Below are 21,052 nucleotides of genomic sequence, written 5' to 3' on the forward strand. Positions count from 1 at the left end.
TATGCGCCTTTGCCCCATGCCCGATCCTCAGTCCCACACCTGCCAAGGGGCGTGGCCACTTTGCCATAAACTTTCCAAAAGCCGCACATCCCGCAGCGTGTCCATACACTGCCAGAACCCGTCGTGCCGGTAAGCCGCCAGCTGGCCATCAGCCGCCAGACGCTCCAAGACATCCGCCTCCAAACTGGTACTATCTCCTTCCAGGCAGTCGAAAATGGCCGGTTCGCAGACCAGGAACCCGCCATTGATCCAGCCTTCGCCAATTTGGGGCTTTTCCGTGAACTCAGCCACCAAATCCCCGGCAAACACCAAACCCCCGAAACGAGCCGGTGGGCGCACCGCCGTCACCGTCGCCACACGCCCGCACGACCGGTGAAAGCGCAGCAAATCCTCCAAGTCAACGTTAGCCACTCCGTCCCCATAAGTCAGCATGAACGTCTCGTCTTTCAGCCAGGGTTCCAGACGCTTGACGCGGCCACCCGTGAGAGTATTGACACCCGTATCGATTAGGTGTATAATCCAACTGTCTGACTCCTGACCGGACACCCGCACGTCGCCGGTGGCCAGATTCACCGTCAGATTGCCACTCAGGGTGCGGTAGTCCAAGAAATAGCGCTTGATGACTTCTCCCTTGTAGCCCAAAGCGATGCAGAACTCCTGAAAGCCGTAGTGGGCGTAGTGCTTCATAATGTGCCAAAGGATGGGCCTTGAGCCAATTTCCACCATTGGCTTGGGTTTGACTTGGGTTTCTTCGGCTAGGCGGGAGCCCGACCCACCGGCAAGAATAACGACTCGCATCTGTTGCAGCACAGTCCATTAATTTACGGGGGGATCTGGCGCTGTCACACCCCTAGTGATTTAATACCAGTAAGGCTGTTGAGTCAACTTTTTTTCTGCCGCGCCCCCACTCCCCGGGAAACTCGGAAAGCAGGAATTGTGTCTGAAATGATACAGAATCCTTTAAAGACACAGTATAGAGCGGCACAGGCAACCGTGCCGCCAAGCTTTAATTTTTATACAGACTGCTAACTGCGAGAGAATTCCGGGGGCCAAGGGCAGGGGACTGGCCAGCCAAGCTTCGCAGCGAGGCCAAAAGTGGGGGAGGCAAACCATCAAAAATTCTCAAGGCATACAGGCTAGACACAGACCTGCAATCTAGGCTAGACTTGCTGCGGATTGCTATAATAGACCACTGCCAACTCAACGTCAAGGAGTTGAGACAGTAGCCGCACTCGCAGTGCGGGCAAGGACTACGACGCGCAACAGAGGAGAGAAACCGGAAAATGGTAAGAATATTAAACGATGATGCCAACGTCCTACAGCTGCTCGACGGCCCAGATACGGTTCTGGGACTGGGTGGCCAAGACCTAATCCAAAGTTATTCTGGGGGAAAGAGTGCCATTTATGGGAACGCCGGGAACGACCAGCTGCTCGCTCAAGGCCCAAATGACACCCTGGACGGGGGGAAGGACAATGACACCCTCACCAGTACCAAGGGGTCGAGTTTGCTCCTGGGAAAGGAGGGCAACGACTCATTGACTGCAGCAAGTGCCGGCAATGACACTATGCTGGGCGGGGATGGCGATGACACGTTGGTCGGCACTACTCCCGCACAAACAAATACATCAGGCTCCTTGTTCCCTGGACTGGGGAGCAGCAGCACTGTCCTCGCCGCTACGAACAACTACCTCTTTGGCAACGCAGGAAACGACACCATTATAGGGGGCGGGAGTAAGGACACCCTGCGAGGGGGCAAAGACGACGACTCGATACAAGCAGCAACAAACTCAGAGAGCAACTTCTTGTCCGGCGACATGGGTGCGGACACGATATTTGGTGCGGGGGACTACGATACCCTGCTTGGCGATATTGACACAGCCGGCGGCAACGACATTATCGTCGGTGGGGCGGACGCAAAGCAGCTTTTGATTTTTGGGAATCAAGGCAATGACATCATCATAGTAAATTCAGCTGACACTGTACAGGGCACAAACACTAATGGCGACACTATTGCCATTGATGACTCCGTAAATGGTACGCAAGCTACGGTGCACGGCGGTCAGGGCAACGACCGCATAGATGCCAGAAAAACAGACGGAAAAAGCTCTATATATGGCGATGCCGGTGATGACACCATAGAGACCGACCAGCAGACCGATAGCCTGTTTGGTGGGGATGGCAATGACTCTCTCGTTGGTGTGGCGGGCACAGCAGCTGATACCACAGGAGGAGGAACTGGTACCACGACAGGAGGAGTGTTCGATACCGTAACAGGATCGCAGGGCACTTCAGGAACCTACATGGATGGGGGTGCTGGTAATGACATCTTGGTAGGGAAGGGCCGGCAGTCCCTCAGCGGTGGCGAGGGCAATGACATCTTGTCTGGTACGACGGGCGACACCTTGCGGGGCGATGCCGGCGATGACCGCATAACGGTGGATTCTCTGGGTGCCGCTGTTGTGGACGGCGGTGATGGCAACGACACCCTCACAGGCGGTGATGCGAACGACGTTCTTACAGGTGGTGCCGGCAATGACAGCCTGACTGGCGGTGCGGGGAACGACAACCTCAGCGCCGGTGAGGGCAACAACACCGCAAATGGCGGTGCGGGGAACGACACCATCACCGCCGGTGCCGGCAATGACAACCTAATTGGCGATACGGGGGACGACCGCATCACCGCCGGTGACGGCAACAACACCGTAAATGGCGGTGAGGGGAACGACGTCATCACCGCCGGTGCCGGCAATGACAGCCTGCTTGGCGGTGCGGGGGACGACAACATCAGCACCGGTGACGGCAGTAACATCGTATTTGGCGGTGCCGGCAATGACACCATCACCGGCGGTTCCGGCAACGACTACCTGCATGGCGACGAAAACGGCAGCACTACTGGCGGTAACGACAGCATCACCGGCGGTGCCGGCGACGACAGTCTTATTGGAGGTGCCGGTATCGACACCCTCACCGGCGGAGATGGGGCCGACCGCTTCTATTATTCTGCCGTCAGTGAAGGTGGTGCGAGCGAAATCATCAATAATTTTGTCACCGCCACCGACAAGATATACCTGGCGAAAACTGCCTTTGGCACTTCCGTTACTACCACCTCCACGACAGGATCGAACTTCGAGTTGACTACCCAAAATGGCACCGTTATTTACAATAGCACCTCCAGAACGCTGTCCTTTGATGACCTCGGCACTGCAGCTGCTGTGACACTCTTCACGCTCAGTTCTGGTTCTTCGCTCGCTGCTACCGACATCACACTCTATTAACTGAATTGAGCGGCACGTTGAACGGCTGTGATTGAACTCACAGCCACATAACACAAGGCCAGGGATCTCCCTCCCTGGCTTTTTGCTGTCCGCTGTGGCCGGCGGCAGGCACGACCCTCTCTAGGCTGTCACACACTTAATTTGCGTTATAAATCGTTATCGCATCGCTAACTATAGCAGCAGTCATATTGGGCCATCACTGGCGTGGGGAAAAAGGCGTAGGACAGGCGTCTCGTCTGTCCTACTGTCCTAAGAAAAGGCGTAGGACAGGCGTCTCGCCTGTCCTACTGTCCTAAGAAAAGGCGTAGGACAGGCGTCTCGCCTGTCCTGCTGTCCGTTCCCTAAGTGAATACTGCTATAACAGAAATTTTGGGCACTTTTGTAGCGCTGCATCATTTCTATCATAAGCAGATTAAAAGCATAACAGCTGCCAGCACCCTACCACACAGTTTCTTGTCTCCCTGACAGCCCCCATTCCCCAACCGGTTACAGTGTCGCCCCAGCTGACAGCCACTCTTACGGGAAGCCTGCGGCTACAGGCGGGGAGCGAGGGCGTGACAGGTGAAACGTTTAAAAAATGATTAATGGGGTGTTATCTCCCCCATTCGAGCCGGCGAGGAGCGCCTGCAAGGCCGGTGACAGGCCCACTTGCCCCCCAATCAGGCCCAGAAACCCAGTGCCGGCGTGCTCAATCTCCAGAAACGCCGCCTGAGGGGGTGCCGGCTTGTAAATCCTGAATGTCCGCATCACCCCTAGGGTGGCCGCACTTTCCAGCGGGCCAATGAAGCTGGTATCCCGGTCTAAAAAATAGGGCTGCTGCGCCCAGTAAGCCATCTGGCTGGCATTGAGAAAATAGCAGCCAGAGTGGGGGTTGAGAGGGCGGCGGAAAGGCACCGGCGTTCCCATAATCTTGCCGTTCAGTTCGGGCTGCTCCCCCACGTTCTGAAATCTGGCGGTCGCCCGTGGGGCTATGTCCCCATCAATATAAGCTTTGCGCACAGCCCCGGCAACCGACACCTCATAGCGATTCGGCTGCAGCAGGTTGCCATCCCCCGTGATTTGCGCAAACCAGTTGAGCTTGACAAAAAACCACGGATCGTGCAAGCACAGGTCATCTTCTAAAAAGCAGTAGTAATCATACTTGCCCAAGCCGTCTGCCAGCACAGCCTGACACTCAAAGCCCAACAGCATCGGCTCGGCGCTGGTAGCATGGTGAGTGTAGAGCTGGGGGGGCAGCGGAACCTGAGATAGAAGATGAAAGTCAGAGGTAGTGCACACGACAACATCAATATCGTGTGCTTGAGACTGGTTAGCCGGCAAGGCTTGGCGCTGGGCAATGTCAAGCACGCACTGCGAGTTGCCAAATAATTGGTGCAGCGCACTAACGCAGGCGGTCAAAGCTTGGATGCGGGGCTGTGGGTCTTTTCGTTGGGAAGCGTGGCGTCCGCCACCTTCGGGATTGAAAAAATGGGCAATAGTGAAGAGAATTCGCATAGAGCCTGCTTTCCTTGAATCCGCGCCGAGGCACTTCTAGCATTAACATTATTTTGTCTTTCCCGGCACCGTGGCGCGGTGGCGCGGTGGCACGATCGCCGGCTGTTCCTGAAACCGCCTGACCGCCAAACCTCTTCCCCTAACCCCCAATCCCTGACCCCTCTGAAGGCCCGCACCCCGCAGAGGTAACAATATAAAATACGGTTGATTACTCAGTAATTAAGGGCTGGCGAAAATATAATAGTCTATCTTATCATAGTTTTAAGCCGTCGGTTGCCAATCCCAAATAAAAAATCCAAAAACCAAAATCGCTATAATACCGGCAATCAAAACACAAGCGAGTCAGCTGCAGCAGCTCGCAGAGTAAACCACCAGGAGAATGGGTGAATCCGAAGACATGACAGAACTTTTTCAAGTAGGCAATAGAGTCATCCAAGGACACGAAATCCCGGCGCTGTTGAGCCGATACCAGCTGATGCCCCAATTTTTGCGGGGCATTATCATTGATGGAGCCATAGCCGACATTAGCTGCACCGACGAAGAGCGTCAGGCAGCGGTGGAGCGGATCTGCCAGCAGCTGCAGCTGACAGCCCCCCAAGCGCGGGAGGCGTGGCTGAAAAGCCAGGGCATGACGCTTGAGCAGATGGAGGAACTGGCTGTGCGGCCAGTTTTGCTGGAAAAATTCAAGGCAGCCACTTGGGGGGCCAAAGTAGAATCCTACTTCATGACTCGCAAGGGCAGCTTAGACCAAGTAGTCTACTCCCTAATTCGCACCCAAGACCTGGGGCTGGCCAACGAGATTTACTTTCGCATTCAAGAAGGGGAACAGTCCTTTGCCGAGTTGGCCAAGGAGTATTCTAAAGGGCCAGAAGCCCGCACCGGCGGTTTATTAGGGCCGGTGCCCCTGTCTCAGCCGCACCCAGCCATTGCCAAACTGCTTTCCGTCAGCCAGCCCGGACAGCTGTGGCCACCGCGAGCCCTGGCAGAGTGGATGGTGATTATCCGGCTGGAAAAATACATGCCGGCCCGGCTGGATGAAGCCATGCGCCGTCAGCTGATTGATGAAATGTTTGAAGAGTGGATCAAAACAGAAATCCAGAAAGTCAAGACGCTCCAGTCCCTGTGGTCAGCCTCCTCACCTTCGGCATGAGCGGGCCGCCAATATTGGGCCCGGGCAGATTTCGCGGACATCGGGCCGGCAGGCTATCACAAATGTGAGCTACAATAGATTCTGGTGCCAATAGCTGTGGCGCTCTACCGGCACTCACATGCGTGCGTGTGATACCTGGCGGAGCGGCAGCGATATTGTATTGCATTTTGGCAGCAGGGCGGCATCCACACCTTGAGCTAGTTTTAAAGCGTGTTATAAAGCGGTGAATTGCGCAAGAGAACATTACTTAAAGTTACCATCGGAGCAGAGCTATGGGAGGAGTGGCACCAGGATGACTGAAACTTTTTGCATTCATCGCTCAACCCGCCTGCTGTCCCCCCTAGGCGCGAACGCGGGGAGGGGGTTAGGGGGTGGGGTTGATCCCACGCTCGGTGCAATCGGGTTCGTTTCATCCTTTTGATGTGGGACGCTCTATTTTAGATTAGCAAGTTCAGCACTTCCCGTATGACCCAAACTGTTTCCCCGACCGAAATCCGAGATTTTTTGGCGCAAACGGCTCCGTTCGACCGGCTCGGCGTTAGGGACCTTGAAGCAATGGCCAACAAATGCCAGCTGCTGCGCTACCGCACTGGACAGCCGCTATTTGAGCGGGAAAAAATGCCGGTCATGGCCGCCATTATCTATGAGGGACAGGCGCGAGTGCTCGGCTACGACCAGCGCAGCCAGATGCCGGTGAGCTTGAAACTGGCAGGACCGGGAGAAATTCTCGGCTGGGCCAGCTTGGTGCGGGGCGTGCCGGGGGAAACCGCCATCGCATCCAAAGAACTGATCGCCATTGCCCTGCCGGCGGCAGACTTTCTAGAGTGCCTGGACACGCAAGCGAATTTTGGCCAAGCCTTTCGGGAGCGGGCCGACTTGAGTGAAGTCTTTGAACTGGTGAGCGCCGAACTGCAGCGGCGGGCGGATGGGACAGTCAATCTCAAAGAACTAGTTTTGCAAGTGCTGCCTGAGGTCAAGGTGCTGAACCTGCCCCCGGGCAAACTGGATCTGGCCAAATTAGACCCGAACTGGCTGTGGCTAGTCAGCAGCGGGCCATTGGGAGATTTGCCGGTCGGCAGCAGGCTATTTCTCGACGAGCCAGATCGCTCCCTGTCCGTGCCCGGAAAAAGAGGAGCTCGGTTGCTGGGTTTGCAGCTTAGCACATTAGAAGCAAAAACGCAAGAGGAAACAGGCAGCGGGCAGAGCGCCCCACCGGCTCAAAGTGCCGGTGCTAGCCCGCCTGCGGTCACGCAATTGCAGGAAAACGGTCGCGGTGGGGGGCTGGCAGTAATCGACGCGCCGGCGCGAGTTCCCGAGCCGCCCCCAGATCCAGACGCAGCGCCGGTGAAATTCCCGTTCGTGCGGGGGAAAGGCCAGATAGGTGCCCCAACCGCTTGCTTCGAGATGCTGAGCAAGTATATGGGCGGAACATTTCGCCGGGACATCATCCGCAAAGTGCTGGACAACCAGCTGAAAACCAAAGGGCAAATTTCCCTGCAAACCTGCGGTGCCGTCGTGGAAATGATGGGGATACGCGCCCAGCTGGTGCAAGTCCCAACAGAAGCTGTCGGCAGGCTCAAAGCACCGGCACTCGTTGCCTGGGAAGAGAGCTTCGCCATCCTCTACAGCATCAGCGAACGAGAAATCGTGATGGCGGTGCCAGAGCGGGGCATTATTCGCAAACGTCCCGGGGATTTTGGCGAAGCGTGGGGGGAAGTAGCGCAGGTGCTGCTGCTGCAGCCTCCCCGAGGCGAGCCAAAGGAAAAGTTCGGCCTCGGCTGGTTTGTCCCAGTAATCATTAAATATCGCGGCGTCTTAACCCAAGTCTTTGTCGCTTCATTTTTTGTCCAGATGTTCGGGCTGGCTAACCCGGTCATCACCCAGGTGATCATTGACAAAGTGCTCGTGCAGCGCAGCATCGAAACTCTGGATGTCCTGGGGGCCTTCATGCTGGGAATGGCCCTGTTTGAAGCCCTGCTCACCTCCTTGCGCACCTATCTGTTTGTGGACACCACCAACCGGATTGACCTCAGTCTGGGGACGGAGGTGATTGACCACTTGCTGCGGCTGCCACTGACCTACTTTGACAACCGGCGGGTGGGCGAGCTGGCGGGACGGATGAACGAGCTCGACAAAATCCGGCAGTTCCTCACCGGCACAGCCCTGACGGTGGTGCTAGATGCCGTATTTTCGGTGATCTACATCGTCGTCATGTTTATTTACAGCTGGCTGCTGTCCATTGTGGCTCTGGCCACGGTGCCCCTATTTGCCATCCTCACTTTGCTGGTGTCCCCGATCGTGCGAGGGCAGCTGCGCCGCCGAGCTGAGCGCTATGCGGACACAGAATCCTATCTCGTGGAAGTGCTCTCCGGGATTCAAACCGTCAAAGCCCAGAACATCGAACTGCAATCCCGCTGGAAGTGGCTCGACCGCTATGCGCGATACGTCAGTGCCGGGTTTAAATCCGTCCTCACCTCCAGCACCGCCAGCTCTGTGAGCGGCTTCTTGCAAAAGCTGTCCGGACTGATGCTGCTGTGGGCGGGAGCCTATCTGGTGCTAAAGAATGAAATGACCTTGGGGCAGCTGATCGCCTTCCGGATTATTGCCGGCTATGTCACCAGCCCCCTGCTGCGCTTGGTGCAGCTGTGGCAGAACTTCCAAGAAACTGCCCTGTCCATTGAGCGGCTCAGCGACATTCTCGACTCACCCCAAGAAGCGGACGAAGACAACCGCACCAACATCCCCCTCCCGGAAGTGAAAGGCACCGTCGCCTTTGAGGGAGTGTCTTTCCGCTTCACCCAGAGCGGCCCGCTGCAACTGGCAAATGTCAACTTAGAATTTCCTCCCGGTACGTTTGTTGGCATTGTCGGTCAGAGTGGCTCCGGCAAGAGTACCCTGATGAAGTTGCTGCAGCGTCTTTATGAACCCCTGTCTGGCCGAATTAAAATTGATGGCTATGACATCAGTAAAGTAGAGCTGTATTCGCTGCGCCGCCAGATTGGCATGGTGCTGCAAGATACCCTGCTATTCAACGGCACAGTGCAGGAGAATATTTCCCTGCACAATCCAGAAGCCAGTACGGAGGAGATTATCGAGGCGGCGAAAGTAGCAGTCGCCCACGATTTCGTTATGGGTCTGCCCAATGGCTACAACACGCTGGTGGGAGAGCGGGGCTCATCCCTGTCCGGGGGGCAGCGCCAGCGGATTGCCATCGCCCGCACAGTCCTGCAAAAGCCTAAAATACTGATTCTGGATGAAGCGACCAGCGCCCTCGATTACAAATCGGAGCGACTTGTCAGCGAGAACTTAGGGGCTACCTTTAAGGGCACCACGGTCTTTTTCATCACTCACCGGCTGTCCACGGTGAGAAATGCCGATGCGATCATCATGATGGATCAGGGTTCTGTGGTTGAGCAGGGCACCCACGACGAATTAATGGCCCTTAAAGGGCTTTACTACTGCCTCTATCAGCAACAGGAGTCACAGCTGTGAAATCCGCACAACCATTCGACCGGCCCGTGAAACCGTCGGAAACCTTCGACCAGCCCGTCATTTTAGAGCAGCCTTCTATCTGGGCGCAAATCTTTGTCTGGCTGATTATTGGCGTCACGACATCGGCCCTGCTTTGGGCCTATTTTGCCAAAATCGATCAAGCGGTTCCTGCCGCCGGAAAATTGGAACCGGAAGACGCCGCCCAAGACGTCAGACCGCCCACCGGCGGGGTGGTGCGCGAAGTTCTGGTTAAAGATGGAAATTTTGTAAAAAAAGGCGAAATCTTGCTGACGCTTGACCCCACTTCCCCTCAAGCTGATGTGGAGACTCTCCGCAACCAGAGAGAGGCTCTCCTGAGAGAAAATCAATACTACGACAAAGCCCTCAATGGCGGCAATCCGGTAGGGGCTGGGTCAGACTTAGAATCCCTGTCGCGGGAGCGCAATACCCTGCTGGCAGAAAATGACGTTTACCAGGCGCTAATTGATGGGAGCAACCTGCTAGGAGTGGGGGCACCGCGAAACTTCAACAGCACCCAACAAACTCTTTGGGAAGCCCACAGAAGGGAATATATCGCTCTGGAGTCTACGGGGCGATTGAAGGTTGAGGAATTGGAAAAGCAGCGCAGCCAGGTGCGAGGACAGCTAGAGGCCGGCCTCCGACAGGTAGCTATCGCCAAGGAACAGTTACCAAAGGCTGTCAGCCAAGTGGCAACCGCCCGGGTGCAATTAGAAACACTCCAGAGACAAAAAGAAAAGAACGAACAGGTTCTAGCGCTGAATAAACAGATTTTGGATCAGGTGTCGCCCCTGGTAGAAGAAGGGGCGCTCTCTAAGCTGCAAAAACAGCGCCAGGAGCAAGAAGTTTTGACCCGCCAAGCTGATGTCCTGTCCGGGGAATCTCAACTGCTGAACGCCCAAAATGAAATCGTCACCCGCCAGAGGGAGGTCTTGACCAGTCAAAATGAGATGGATGCCCGACAAGCTGAGGCGGACAGGCTGGCAGCGGAAGAGCAGCGGATCAAGGTCGAAATATCCCGGACGATTGAAGAGTGGAATAGCTCGAAAGCTTCCTGGGTAAGAGATAAACAAGATAAAATTCAAAGCAACAAGCAGCGGATCGCACAGCTGGATAACGAAATCAGTCAGAAGAAACTGGAAAACCAAAAGCAGCTCACTCAGCTCAATGGCCAGTTAACCAAGGCTCAGCAAGCACTTCAGTACCAAGAAGTGCGGTCGCCCATCGATGGGTATGTTTTCGATCTCAAAGCGGCACCGGGGTATGTGGCCAGGGAAGTCGAGCAGAATCCTATCCTGAAAATTATTCCGAATCAGACTCTCGTTGCCTCGGTATACATTCAGAATAAGGATATTGCCCTGGTGAGGGAAGGCCAGAAAGTGGATATCAACATTGAAGCTTTCCCCTCAATGGAATTTGGGACGATAGAAGGCACTTTGAAATCGATTGGCAAAGATGCTTTGCCACCGACTCAAGAACGCCAATACTATTCTTTCCCCGCCAAAATTACTCTGGACCGGCAAGCGTTTAAAGTGGATGATGGCCGGGAGGTTAAGTTACAGTCTGGCATGGCAGTTCAGGCTACTGTCAAAATCGGCAAGCGGACTGTTATGGATATGTTCCTTGACCGCATGGACCGGAAGATGAAAACGTTAGAGACTGTTAAGTGACATGGCATGGGGCATGGGGCATGGGGTATGGGGCATGGGGCATGGGGCATGGGGGCGATCTCACTCAAATACCCTTGAATATTTTGTGTGCAATTCGCACACATTTCTTGTTTCCGGAAGAAAGCATCTATAACCTTTCTCATATTAGTGAGGTACTGAGAAACCCGGTTTCTTTAAGAAACCGGGTTTCTGGGCCTAACGTTCATCCAACTGAGAATCGCTATATACAAAACCCGTCTAAAGGCGTATTTTAGAAAAACCATTCTTTCGGATGGAGCTAAATTTGAGTGCTTGGTGTCCCATCCGCACGCCCGCATGGGCCACAGGCCAGGGCAAAAGAGGGCCCAAGGGCCAACTTTCAGCCGGTTGCCCGAGGATAGGAGGCGCTGGCAAGGCGCACATTTCTTACTTCCGGAAGAACGCATATATACAAAACCAGGCTGCAGGCCGTATTTTGTAAAAACTTTTCTTTCGGATATCCCTAAATTTGAATAATTGGCCTCCCATACGCACGCCCGCATGGGTCTTCCCATGCGATGATGCCCCATGCGCCATGCGATGATGCCCCATGCGCCATGCCCCATGCCGGGTGCGCCACACCCAATGCCCAATCCCCAATAAGCGATGAATATTATCCCCACTGAAATTCCAGATGTCTTGCTGATCGAGCCGAGGGTGTTTTCCGACGAGCGAGGCTTTTTTTATGAAAGCTTCAACCGGCGGGCTTTTGCTGAGAAAACCGGCGTCAGCCTCGAATTTGTCCAAGACAACCACTCCCGTTCCGCCCAAAATGTCCTCCGGGGCTTGCACTACCAGATCCAGCAGCCCCAAGGTAAACTGGTGCGCGTCGCCGCCGGCGAGGTGTTTGACGTTGCTGTGGATATCCGAAAAAGCTCGCCCACTTTTGGCCAGTGGGTCGGTTTCTCCCTCAGTGCGGAAAACCGCCGCCAGCTGTGGATACCCCCCGGATTCGCCCACGGCTTTTTCACGGTTTCGCCCGCCGCTGAGGTGCTCTACAAAACCACCGACTATTACGCTGCGCCCCACGACCGGTGTATTATTTGGAATGACCCCGACCTGGCCATTGACTGGCCCCTCAACGGTGCGGTGCCGGTGCTGTCGCCCAAAGACCAAGCCGGCCTGCCTTTTAAAACAGCGGAGGTTTTTCCTTGAATATCCTGATCGCCGGCATCACCGGCCAACTGGGCCAAGAACTGCAGCGGGCCCTCGCCGGTGCCGGCCAGATTACCGGCTGCGCTCGGGACACGCTGGATTTGGCCCAGCCCGACACCATCCGCCGGGTGGTGCGCGAAGTCAAACCTGACCTGATTGTCAATGCCGGCGCTCACACCGCTGTGGACAGAGCTGAGAGCGAACCCGAACTGGCCACCGCCATCAATGCCACCGGCCCGGGCATCTTGGCTGAGGAAGCCCACAAGCTGGGTGCCACCCTGATTCACATCTCGACAGATTACGTATTTGATGGTATAATAAGTCGCCCCTACCTGGAAACCGACCCGACGAATCCACTGGGGGTGTATGGGAAATCCAAACTTGCCGGTGAGGGGGCGATTCGGGCAGTTGGCGGGCACAGCATTATCCTGAGAACGGCGTGGGTTTATGGCGCATTTGGCAAGAGCAATTTCGTGAAAACCATGCTGCGTCTGGGTGCGGAACGCCAGGAACTTCGGGTGGTGGCAGACCAGGTGGGCAGCCCGACTTGGACGGGGGATCTGGCCGGTGCGATAGCCCAGCTGATTTCCCGGATCGGTCCAGAGATTGCCGGCACCTATCACTGCACCAACAGTGGCGTCGCCAGCTGGTACGACTTTGCTGTGGCCATTTTTGAAGAAGCCGGTGCGCTGGGCTTTCCGCTAAAGGTGGAGCGGGTGATTCCGATTAGCACCGCCGAGTACCCCACACCGGCCCGCCGGCCCGCCTATTCTGTGCTATCCTGTGCGAAAATAACTGCAGTTTTGGGAACCCATCTCCCCCACTGGCGCTCAGGACTCAGGAAAATGCTTGCAGAGCTAAAAGCGATTAGCTACTAGCAATTCCTATCTTTTAATCTGGCTGTCTCTTAAAAGCCGGCGGAGCCGACAGAACGGCGTTCCCAGCCTCAGGCTGGGAACGAGGTAATTGTTTCAATCCAAAATCCAAAATCTAAAATCCCAAATAGGTATGACTGTGAGCGGCTACCGGGTGGCAGCATATATCACGGCTTATGAAGAGCCAAAAGCTATTGAAACCTGTGTGGCTGCTATACAAAACCAGTCCATTTTGGTGGAAAATATTTTTATCGTCGATAACTCTCGCCGCCATCCCATCACTTGGCAAGACCGGGGAAAAATATGGGTTGAATATCGCCCCGAAAATATAGGAGTTTCAGGAGGGGTGAGGAGGGGACTGGAATGGGCAATTGAAGGGGGATATGATTTTTTGTGGGCGTTTGACCAAGACAGCGTGCCCGCAGGAAATTGCCTAGAGAGGCTTTTGCAGACATATAAAAGTGAGTCTAAACCGGAGTGCCCGATTGGGATTGTGGGGCCGACAGCGATTGACCCCCGGACAAACTGGGTGATTGAGGGTTCTGTTTTCGAGCGCGACGCTTTCCTCCCCCGCCACCCGCCCAGCTCAACCGAGCCTTATGAATGTGACGCGCCGATTACCTCGGGCTCCCTAATCAGCTTAAAGGCGGCTAAAATGACTGCGCCGCCGAGGGATGATTTATTTATTGATGGGATTGATATGGATTACGGACTGCGCCTGAAGCTAAAGGGGTTTCGCAACCTGATAGTGCCGGATGCCATCCTGTACCATCAATTTGGCAATCCCATACAAGGGCGCTTTGGGAAGCGAGACATTTTTTTGCAAAAATACCCGCCACTGCGGCACTACTATATTTGCCGCAACCACACCTATCTGGCACTTCATTACGCTCGGGGATGGCATCGCGCCAGCAGCATTTTGCGACGGCTAAAATATATGGCGCACACGATGATTTTGGTGGGGATGTACGATCCGGAACCCAAAAGTCTCAAGCTGTGGGCTTGCCTGCTCGGAACGTTTCATGGTATAGTGGGGAGGTTGGGCAAAGTTTGGCAGTAAAAAAGTCTGGCGGCGGTAGTGCGGGCACTGCCGGCGGTTGGAATTGAACAGCTAAGCGCTAACAGAGATCGAAGTAAGAGCCTATGAAAGCCCTGATTCTGTCCGGCGGGAAAGGCACACGCCTGCGACCCCTGACCTATACGGGTGCCAAACAGCTGGTGCCGGTGGCGAACAAGCCAATCCTGTGGTATGGGATTGAAAGCATTGTCGCTAGCGGGATACGGGACATTGGCATCATCATCAGTCCGGAAACCGGCTTTGAGGTGAAGGCCACAACCGGCAGCGGGGAGCGCTTCGGTGCTAATATCACCTATATCTTGCAAGCGGAACCTGCCGGTCTGGCCCACGCCGTCAAAGTCGCCCAGCCCTTTTTGGGAGAGTCTCCGTTCATTATGTATTTGGGCGACAACATCATTGAGAGTGAGTTGCAGCCATTTTGGGAGCGTTTTAAGCAGCAGCAGCTGGACGGGCTAATTATGCTGCGGCGGGTGTCCAATCCCAGCGCCTTCGGGGTGGCCAAATTGGACGCCAGCGGTCGGGTGTTGCAGCTGGTGGAAAAACCTAAAGATCCTCCCTCGAATCTGGCACTGGTGGGGATTTATTTCTTTTCGAGGGCCATCCACGAGGCGATAGCCCAGATCCAGCCCTCTGCGCGCGGGGAACTGGAGATTACAGACGCAATTCAGCGCCTCATCGACGGGCAAAAAAAAGTAGAAGCCTGTACGCTAGAAGGTTGGTGGCTGGATACCGGGAAAAAAGATGACCTCCTGGAAGCCAACCGGATTATTCTGGATACGAGACTGACGCCGGCAGTGGGGGGGGAAGTGGACGACCGGAGTCAAATCATTGGGCGGGTGGAAATCGGTGCCGGCACCCGAGTCATCAACAGCTCAATTCGAGGCCCGGTGATTATCGGCAGCGACTGCTATCTGGAAAACTGCTTTATTGGACCTTACAGCAGCATCGCCGATCGTGTTACCCTTGTCGAAGCTGACCTGGAGCACAGCGTAATTTTGCAGGGCGCTAAAATTGCCGGTATTCACCAGCGGATTGTGGATAGCGTGATTGGGCGCAGGGCTCAGCTGGGTGTCGCTCTCCAGCGGCCAAAAGCGGTTCGTTTTATGATTGGCGATGACTGCCAAATTGAACTGGTGTGATTTACTTTATTACTGTCAACTATTATTCCACTAACTTAATTTCTAAATTAATCAGCTCAATCAAAAGAGATGGCGATATCTCTTACCGGATTATAATTGTAAATAATTCTTTTGAGGATTATTTCATTTATGATTTAAAGGATGAGCGGGTATCTATTATTAATGCAGAGGAGAACCTGGGGTATGGCAGAGCCTGCAATATCGGATTGAACTGGGTTTACGAGCGAGAGCCTGAGGCCACGGTCTGGATAATTAATCCAGATACCTGCTTGGAGGAAAATTCCCTAAAACAAGCTGCCCATTTTTTTGAGGATAACCCAGAGATTTCTGTTGTGGGCACCACAATTTACGAGCCGAACGGTGAGGTTTGGTTTGCCGGTGGCGAATTTGTGCGGAAAAATGGTACTATCATTGGCACGGACCAGCGGCTGCCGGCATCACTGCCCTACATGAAGGCAGACTGGGTGTCGGGCTGCAGCATGCTGATTAACCTGAAACGCTTTCCTGATCGGTGCCCTCAGTTCGATGCAGATTACTTTCTGTACTACGAGGACTTTGATTTTTGCCGGCGCTATGCCAGCCGGGGGCATATGATCGGAGTGACTCGTAAAATCGGGGTGATTCAGCAGCCCTCTTCAATGACCAATCGCCACCTGGATTTAAAGCTGCAACACAGCATTTGCAGTTACCTCATCGCTCTCGAAAAACATACGAGTCGCTTCGTGCTATTATACCGGCTGGTGCTGACTGTTTTCTCGGCGCTAGTGCCGGTACATACGAATCGCAAGGAGGCGATTAACAAACTCAAAGGGGTGTTCATGTATTGTAAGCGAGTCGTGCGCCGGCTTCAGCGCCGGTCCCGATCAATTTCTCGTTCTTGATTCCTGCTGATATCAGGTGTTAGGTGGTTAGGTGTTAGGTGTTAGACTTAACAGCTGAAACCTATTCCCCTCACCCTGTAGGCGCTATACAAAGTTGAGATAGATAAGCTGTTAGGCTAATAATGCTGCCTGTCTGCTCACAGGAGGCTCTGCCTCCAGGACGTCGTTCCCAGGCAGAGCCTGGGAACGAGGGATAGAGATGTAAAAATTACATAGAACCCCGGCTTTAAAATCCAAAAGCAAAAATCTAAAATCCCAAATTGGTGTTAGGTGTTATCCCGCCGTAACTGAGGACTGGCAAACTCTCTCAATGCTTCCCCTGTGATTTATTTTCTCACCGTCAACTATTATTCAGCTGAGCTAATTGCGAATTTATTAAAATCCATTCAAGCCGCCGGCCCAACCGCCTGCAAATTCCTAGTCGTTAATAACTCCCCAGACGACACGGGGATTAATGACTTAGAGAAAGACTCCGCGCTGATTTTGGATGCCGGCAGGAACTTAGGGTTTGGGGCAGCTTGCAACTTGGGACTCAACTGGGTTTACCGGCAAGATTCCCAGGCAGTTGTTTGGATTATTAACCCAGACACCCTGCTGCGGGAAGACTCCCTGCAGAAAGTTCCAGCATTTTTTGAGACTCACCCAGAACTTTCAATAGTGGGGACGGCGGTCTTTACCCCGAACGGGAAGATTTGGTTTGCTGGGGGGAGATTTGTGCCAGAAACGGGGGCGATGATTGGCGAAGATAGGTTGAGTGACAGTCCGGCTGTTGCGTGGGTTCGCAGTGACTGGGTGACAGGTTGCAGCCTCTTAATAAACTTGATAAAATTTGACAGCTGCCCGCAGTTCGATACGGATTACTTTCTTTATTACGAAGACTTTGATTTTTGCCTGCGCTACGCGAAGCAGGGGCATTTAATTGGGGTGACTGGCCAAATGGGTGTGGTGCACTATCCTTCCTCGGTAGCCGGTCGAAATTTATTCAGCAAGTTTAAATACAGTACCTTCGGGTATTTACTGGCAATGGAAAGGTATGCTAGTAAGTTCGCCTTTATAATGAGATTCATCCGCCTGATCGGTCACGCACTGCTGTTGCTGTGCGTGCGACCCCAAGTAGGGATTGGTAAACTGGCAGGCGTGGCAATCTATTTGAAGCGAGTCATCCGACGTTGTTGAATTCATTACTGATTAATCTGTCTTTTCTGATTCCTGAGCCGACTGGGCTGGCCACGTATGCCACCAATCTCTTCCCGCACCTTCAGGTTCTGAACCCGACGCTCTTGGTGGGCCAGCCAATTGCCAACTGCACTTGCTACCCAGTTCCGCCGCATTTAACCGCCGCTCAGGGAAGGCGAGGGCATATGGCCAGACTGATGTGGACTCAGCTGCAACTGCCTAAAATTTATCGCCAGCTGTCCTCCCGCCTGCTGTTCTCCCCAATCCCGGAAGCGCCAGTAATGTCTAGCTGCCGGTATGTCGTGACGGTGCATGACGTAATCCCGCTGCGCTTTCCCAGATGGCTGTCCCCCCTCACCCCTTACCACCGGTACTACCTTCCTAGGGTTTTAGCCGGTGCCGAGCATATCATCTGCGACTCAGTGGCGACAGCGCAGGATGTCACGGACTTTTTGCACATTCCAGCGAGCAAAGTAACGCCGGTTCTCTTGGCGCATGACGCCAGTCACTTTCGCTTTCTGGATTTGCCTGGGGGCAATTATTTCCTGTACATCGGACGCCAAGATCCCTATAAAAATCTCTACCGAGTGATTGAGGCATTCGCCGCTTTGCCCAACAGGTCGGATTTTGAGCTCTGGGTCGCAGGAACCGCCGACCGGCGCTACACGCCGCAGCTTGTGGCCCAAGCCGAAGAGCTGGGTGTGGGCAGGTTAGTGAAATTCCCAGGCTACGTTCCCTACGAAAAGCTGCCGGCGCTTCTCAATCAGGCTATCGCGCTGGTTTTCCCCAGTCTCTGGGAAGGATTTGGGCTGCCGGTGCTGGAAGCGATGGCCTGCGGGACGCCGGTGATTGCGTCGAACCGGTCATCGCTGCCAGAGGTTGCCGGTGATGCCGCTATTTTAGTCGATCCCTACAGTGTGGGAGAAATTACCGAGGCGATGCAGGCAGTGGCCAGCAGTGCGGGATTGCGCTGCCGCCTGCGAGAACAGGGTCTGGCGAGAGCGAGTCGATTCAGCTGGGCAAAAACTGGCCAGAAAACGGCTGAAATCCTGCAACGATACCTTTAGAGCCGTTTTTCGCCCCTGTGCCAGCCCGGGATCTTGTCTGTCCGGATTGCAGGGAAGCGCACCGTTAAGTGGGATTGTTCTGGGAAATGCTATCCGATACATTGTTGCTAACAACCTTTAACAGTTGCCAACAAATACATAAGCTGAGAGATTCTCTCAACCAAGGTGTATCAACCAATGCCCACAGGAAAATCGCGCGATCGCAACAGCCCAGTTCATGATATTGGCCACCTTCTTTTAAGAAGAAGTCACTTGAACTCGCTTGAAGGCCACTCATCCCTAGGTTTCAGGCTTTGTGGCAGTTTCCGGGACAGCCACTCGCCTTTGGTTCAATGGTCATGGTGACTGTCTTGAGCTTTTCAGCGCAGCCACCCGCCTTTGGTTTTCAGGTTCGGGTGACTGTCTTGAGTAAAGTATAGCATAGATTGGAAGATGTTAGCAAATCACTTGCTGTGGCCAACCTCCACTTGGAGTGTGCGATCTCTGGAGCAAGCTACCCTTGTTCTAGAAGTCGGAGGCTTGTGAGCGACCCGCCAGGAGCTGACCCGCTCAAGCTCCAAGAAGGTTAAAGCCGGTGCTTTCAGGAGCAAGAACCAGTTGATTGCTAGATAGCCGCATCATAATATAGCTGTTCTAAATGATCTGTGAAACCTCAGGGGGCCAAAAACCGGGTTTCTTTGGGAAACCCGGTTTCTACGCTTTCAGCAGTGCGAGATCGTCTGATAAAAGAGAGCCAAGGCTTGGAAGTGCACTTCTTGGCGTTGGAGAAACAAATAAATATCGCTGGCAACCGGTGGTAAGATGGCACCGGCTTCCAGCTCTTTGAGCTTTTGTGTGAGGAGTGGATCAAACATGGTACTAATACCTGCTCGGACTCAGGAACAAGGCCAGGTAAACCCGACCCTTTCTTTGGTAGAGGGTGCGGCACAGCCGGCAAACAGGACGAATATTAATCCAGCTTGGAACGCCATCGGGCTGCCAGCGACGCCCCTATTTGGCACAGACGGGATTCGCGGGCGCGTGGGAGATATCCTCAGCGCCCCCTTGGCGATGCAAGTTGGGTTCTGGGCGGGCCAGGTGCTGAAGGCGCAAGCCCCCAATCCGGGCCCGATTATTGTGGGGCAGGACTCTAGAAACTCCAGCGACATGCTGGCAATGGCCATAGGAGCCGGCCTGACTTCAGCTGGGCTGGAGGTTTGGAACTTGGGGCTGTGCCCAACTCCCTGCGTTGCCTATCTCACGAGTATTTCTGGGGCTGTCGGGGGCGTGATGATCTCGGCGTCCCACAATCCGCCAGAAGATAACGGGATTAAGTTTTTCGGGCCCGACGGCACCAAGCTGCCGGCGTCGCTGCAACAGCAGATTGAAGCGGGCTTGCGGGGGACAGGGAATTTCGCACCGGCACAGGGCAGGTGGGGGCACCAGCACCACCGGCCTGAATTGGTGAGCGATTATGCGGATATTCTCTGGCGTCCCCTGCTGCCGCAGGTGGACCTGCGGGGGATGCGCGTCGTTCTGGACTTGGCTTGGGGAGCTGCAGTCTATCTGGCACCGGCGATATTCAGGGCAATGGGAGCAGAGACGATCTGCTTGCACGACCGGCCAGATGGGGACAGGATTAATGTCGGCTGCGGCTCCACCCATCTCGATCCGCTGCGAGCTGCGGTCAGAGAACACGCCGCCGATCTGGGATTTGCCTTTGATGGCGATGCCGACCGGGTTTTGGCTGTGGATGGATCGGGCAGGACGGTGGATGGCGATTACATTCTCTACCTGTGGGGCAAGACGCTCAAAGAGTGCCAGCAACTGCCCGGCGACCTGATTGTGGCCACCGTAATGGCCAACTTGGGGTTTGAGAGCGCTTGGAAACAGCTGGGTGGCCAGCTGGTGCGGACGCAGGTGGGCGACCAGTACGTGCAAGCGGAAATGCTGCGCACAGGGGGAATGCTGGGCGGGGAGCAATCTGGCCACATTCTCTGCCGGCACTACGGCATCACCGGCGATGGGCTGCTGACGGCGCTGCACTTGGCCTCACTGGTGCGGCAGGGCGGCGTCTCCCTGGCAGAACTGGTGGATGGCAGCTTCCAAACCTATCCCCAACTGCTGCGGAATGTGCGCGTGGAGGACCGGCAGCGCCGGCTTGACTGGAAAAATTGCTCGGAGCTGCAAGCGGCAATCGCCCGAGCTGAAGCCGATATGGGCGACCGGGGACGGATTTTGGTGCGAGCGTCTGGCACTGAACCGCTGATCCGCGTCATGGTGGAAGCCGCCAGCGCTGAACTGGCCAACTACTGGACAGAAAATCTCGTGCGAGCAGTTGAGCAATATATCGTGGCGTGAGTTTCGGATTTTCCGGCCACCTTTCCCGCCTGACATAGCGCATTTAATTTGCTATATTACTATCTATCCATCGGCTTACAAATAAAGCTATTAGGTAGATAGAGATGATTTGTGAATTTGAGAGCAAGCAGATTAAAAGCATAAAGGGAGAAGCCGCCACAGAGGCAAGCTCCGTCTGGCAGCGGTGGGCTGACTGCAGGGCAGAGGCCAAGAGGACAAGAGAG

General features: G+C 54.6%; 15 protein-coding genes. 12 read left to right on the forward strand and 3 right to left on the reverse strand.

Features of this window, described 5'->3' with window-relative positions:
- Nucleotides 1-27: 27 nt before the first annotated feature.
- The gene (gene rfbF / locus OSC10802_RS0103960) at nt 28-798 is read right to left on the reverse strand and encodes a glucose-1-phosphate cytidylyltransferase (RefSeq protein ID WP_026098149.1); all 771 of its coding nucleotides are present in this window, start codon (nt 796-798) and stop codon (nt 28-30) included.
- Nucleotides 799-1,283: 485 nt separating this feature from the next.
- On the opposite strand from rfbF, the gene OSC10802_RS0103965 reads away from it, so the two are divergent.
- The gene (locus tag OSC10802_RS0103965) at nt 1,284-3,275 is read left to right on the forward strand and encodes a calcium-binding protein (protein ID WP_017715491.1); all 1,992 of its coding nucleotides are present in this window, start codon (nt 1,284-1,286) and stop codon (nt 3,273-3,275) included.
- A gap of 570 nt (nt 3,276-3,845) precedes the next feature.
- Here OSC10802_RS0103965 and OSC10802_RS0103970 read toward each other — a convergent pair.
- On the reverse strand, nt 3,846-4,769 hold the full coding sequence (locus OSC10802_RS0103970) for a hypothetical protein (protein WP_017715492.1): 924 nt from the start codon (nt 4,767-4,769) through the stop codon (nt 3,846-3,848).
- Nucleotides 4,770-5,166: 397 nt separating this feature from the next.
- Between OSC10802_RS0103970 and OSC10802_RS0103975 the strand changes: the two genes are divergently transcribed.
- The 10 genes from OSC10802_RS0103975 (at nt 5,167) to OSC10802_RS0104020 (ending at nt 18,488) form a co-directional block, all read left to right on the forward strand.
- Nucleotides 5,167-5,919, forward strand: coding sequence for a peptidylprolyl isomerase (locus tag OSC10802_RS0103975; RefSeq protein WP_026098150.1), 753 nt, complete (start codon nt 5,167-5,169; stop codon nt 5,917-5,919).
- Nucleotides 5,920-6,384: 465 nt separating this feature from the next.
- The gene (locus tag OSC10802_RS0103980) at nt 6,385-9,411 is read left to right on the forward strand and encodes a peptidase domain-containing ABC transporter (protein ID WP_017715494.1); all 3,027 of its coding nucleotides are present in this window, start codon (nt 6,385-6,387) and stop codon (nt 9,409-9,411) included.
- Nucleotides 9,408-11,099 carry a beta-barrel domain-containing protein gene (locus tag OSC10802_RS0103985; protein ID WP_198525057.1) on the forward strand — a complete coding sequence of 564 codons (1,692 nt, stop codon included), beginning with the start codon at nt 9,408-9,410 and terminating at the stop codon, nt 11,097-11,099. Before OSC10802_RS0103980 ends, OSC10802_RS0103985 begins: the two co-directional genes overlap by 4 nt.
- A 624-nt stretch (nt 11,100-11,723) precedes the next feature.
- Nucleotides 11,724-12,272 (forward strand): dTDP-4-dehydrorhamnose 3,5-epimerase, encoded by a 549-nt coding sequence (gene rfbC, locus OSC10802_RS0103990; protein WP_017715496.1) that lies wholly within the window; start codon nt 11,724-11,726, stop codon nt 12,270-12,272.
- On the forward strand, nt 12,269-13,150 hold the full coding sequence (gene rfbD, locus OSC10802_RS0103995) for a dTDP-4-dehydrorhamnose reductase (RefSeq protein ID WP_017715497.1): 882 nt from the start codon (nt 12,269-12,271) through the stop codon (nt 13,148-13,150). Before rfbC ends, rfbD begins: the two co-directional genes overlap by 4 nt.
- 130 nt (nt 13,151-13,280) lie before the next feature.
- Nucleotides 13,281-14,207, forward strand: coding sequence for a glycosyltransferase family 2 protein (locus OSC10802_RS0104000; protein ID WP_017715498.1), 927 nt, complete (start codon nt 13,281-13,283; stop codon nt 14,205-14,207).
- 83 nt (nt 14,208-14,290) lie between these two features.
- Nucleotides 14,291-15,364 (forward strand): glucose-1-phosphate thymidylyltransferase, encoded by a 1,074-nt coding sequence (locus OSC10802_RS0104005; RefSeq protein WP_017715499.1) that lies wholly within the window; start codon nt 14,291-14,293, stop codon nt 15,362-15,364.
- Nucleotides 15,361-16,245 carry a glycosyltransferase gene (locus OSC10802_RS0104010; RefSeq protein ID WP_017715500.1) on the forward strand — a complete coding sequence of 295 codons (885 nt, stop codon included), beginning with the start codon at nt 15,361-15,363 and terminating at the stop codon, nt 16,243-16,245. The genes OSC10802_RS0104005 and OSC10802_RS0104010 overlap by 4 nt, the downstream gene beginning before the upstream one ends.
- A gap of 321 nt (nt 16,246-16,566) precedes the next feature.
- Nucleotides 16,567-17,421 (forward strand): glycosyltransferase, encoded by an 855-nt coding sequence (locus OSC10802_RS0104015; protein ID WP_017715501.1) that lies wholly within the window; start codon nt 16,567-16,569, stop codon nt 17,419-17,421.
- The gene (locus tag OSC10802_RS0104020; protein WP_026098152.1) at nt 17,415-18,488 is read left to right on the forward strand and encodes a glycosyltransferase family 4 protein; all 1,074 of its coding nucleotides are present in this window, start codon (nt 17,415-17,417) and stop codon (nt 18,486-18,488) included. The genes OSC10802_RS0104015 and OSC10802_RS0104020 overlap by 7 nt, the downstream gene beginning before the upstream one ends.
- Nucleotides 18,489-19,189: 701 nt before the next feature.
- Here OSC10802_RS0104020 and OSC10802_RS48780 read toward each other — a convergent pair.
- Complete coding sequence (locus tag OSC10802_RS48780; RefSeq protein ID WP_017715503.1) at nt 19,190-19,342, reverse strand: hypothetical protein; 153 nt, start codon at nt 19,340-19,342, stop codon at nt 19,190-19,192.
- Between OSC10802_RS48780 and glmM the strand changes: the two genes are divergently transcribed.
- On the forward strand, nt 19,341-20,828 hold the full coding sequence (gene glmM, locus OSC10802_RS0104030) for a phosphoglucosamine mutase (protein WP_017715504.1): 1,488 nt from the start codon (nt 19,341-19,343) through the stop codon (nt 20,826-20,828). The genes OSC10802_RS48780 and glmM overlap by 2 nt on opposite strands.
- Nucleotides 20,829-21,052: the final 224 nt, after the last annotated feature.

The organism is Kamptonema formosum PCC 10802 (assembly GCF_000332335.1).
Classification (GTDB): Bacteria; Cyanobacteriota; Cyanobacteriia; order Cyanobacteriales; family Oscillatoriaceae; genus Oscillatoria.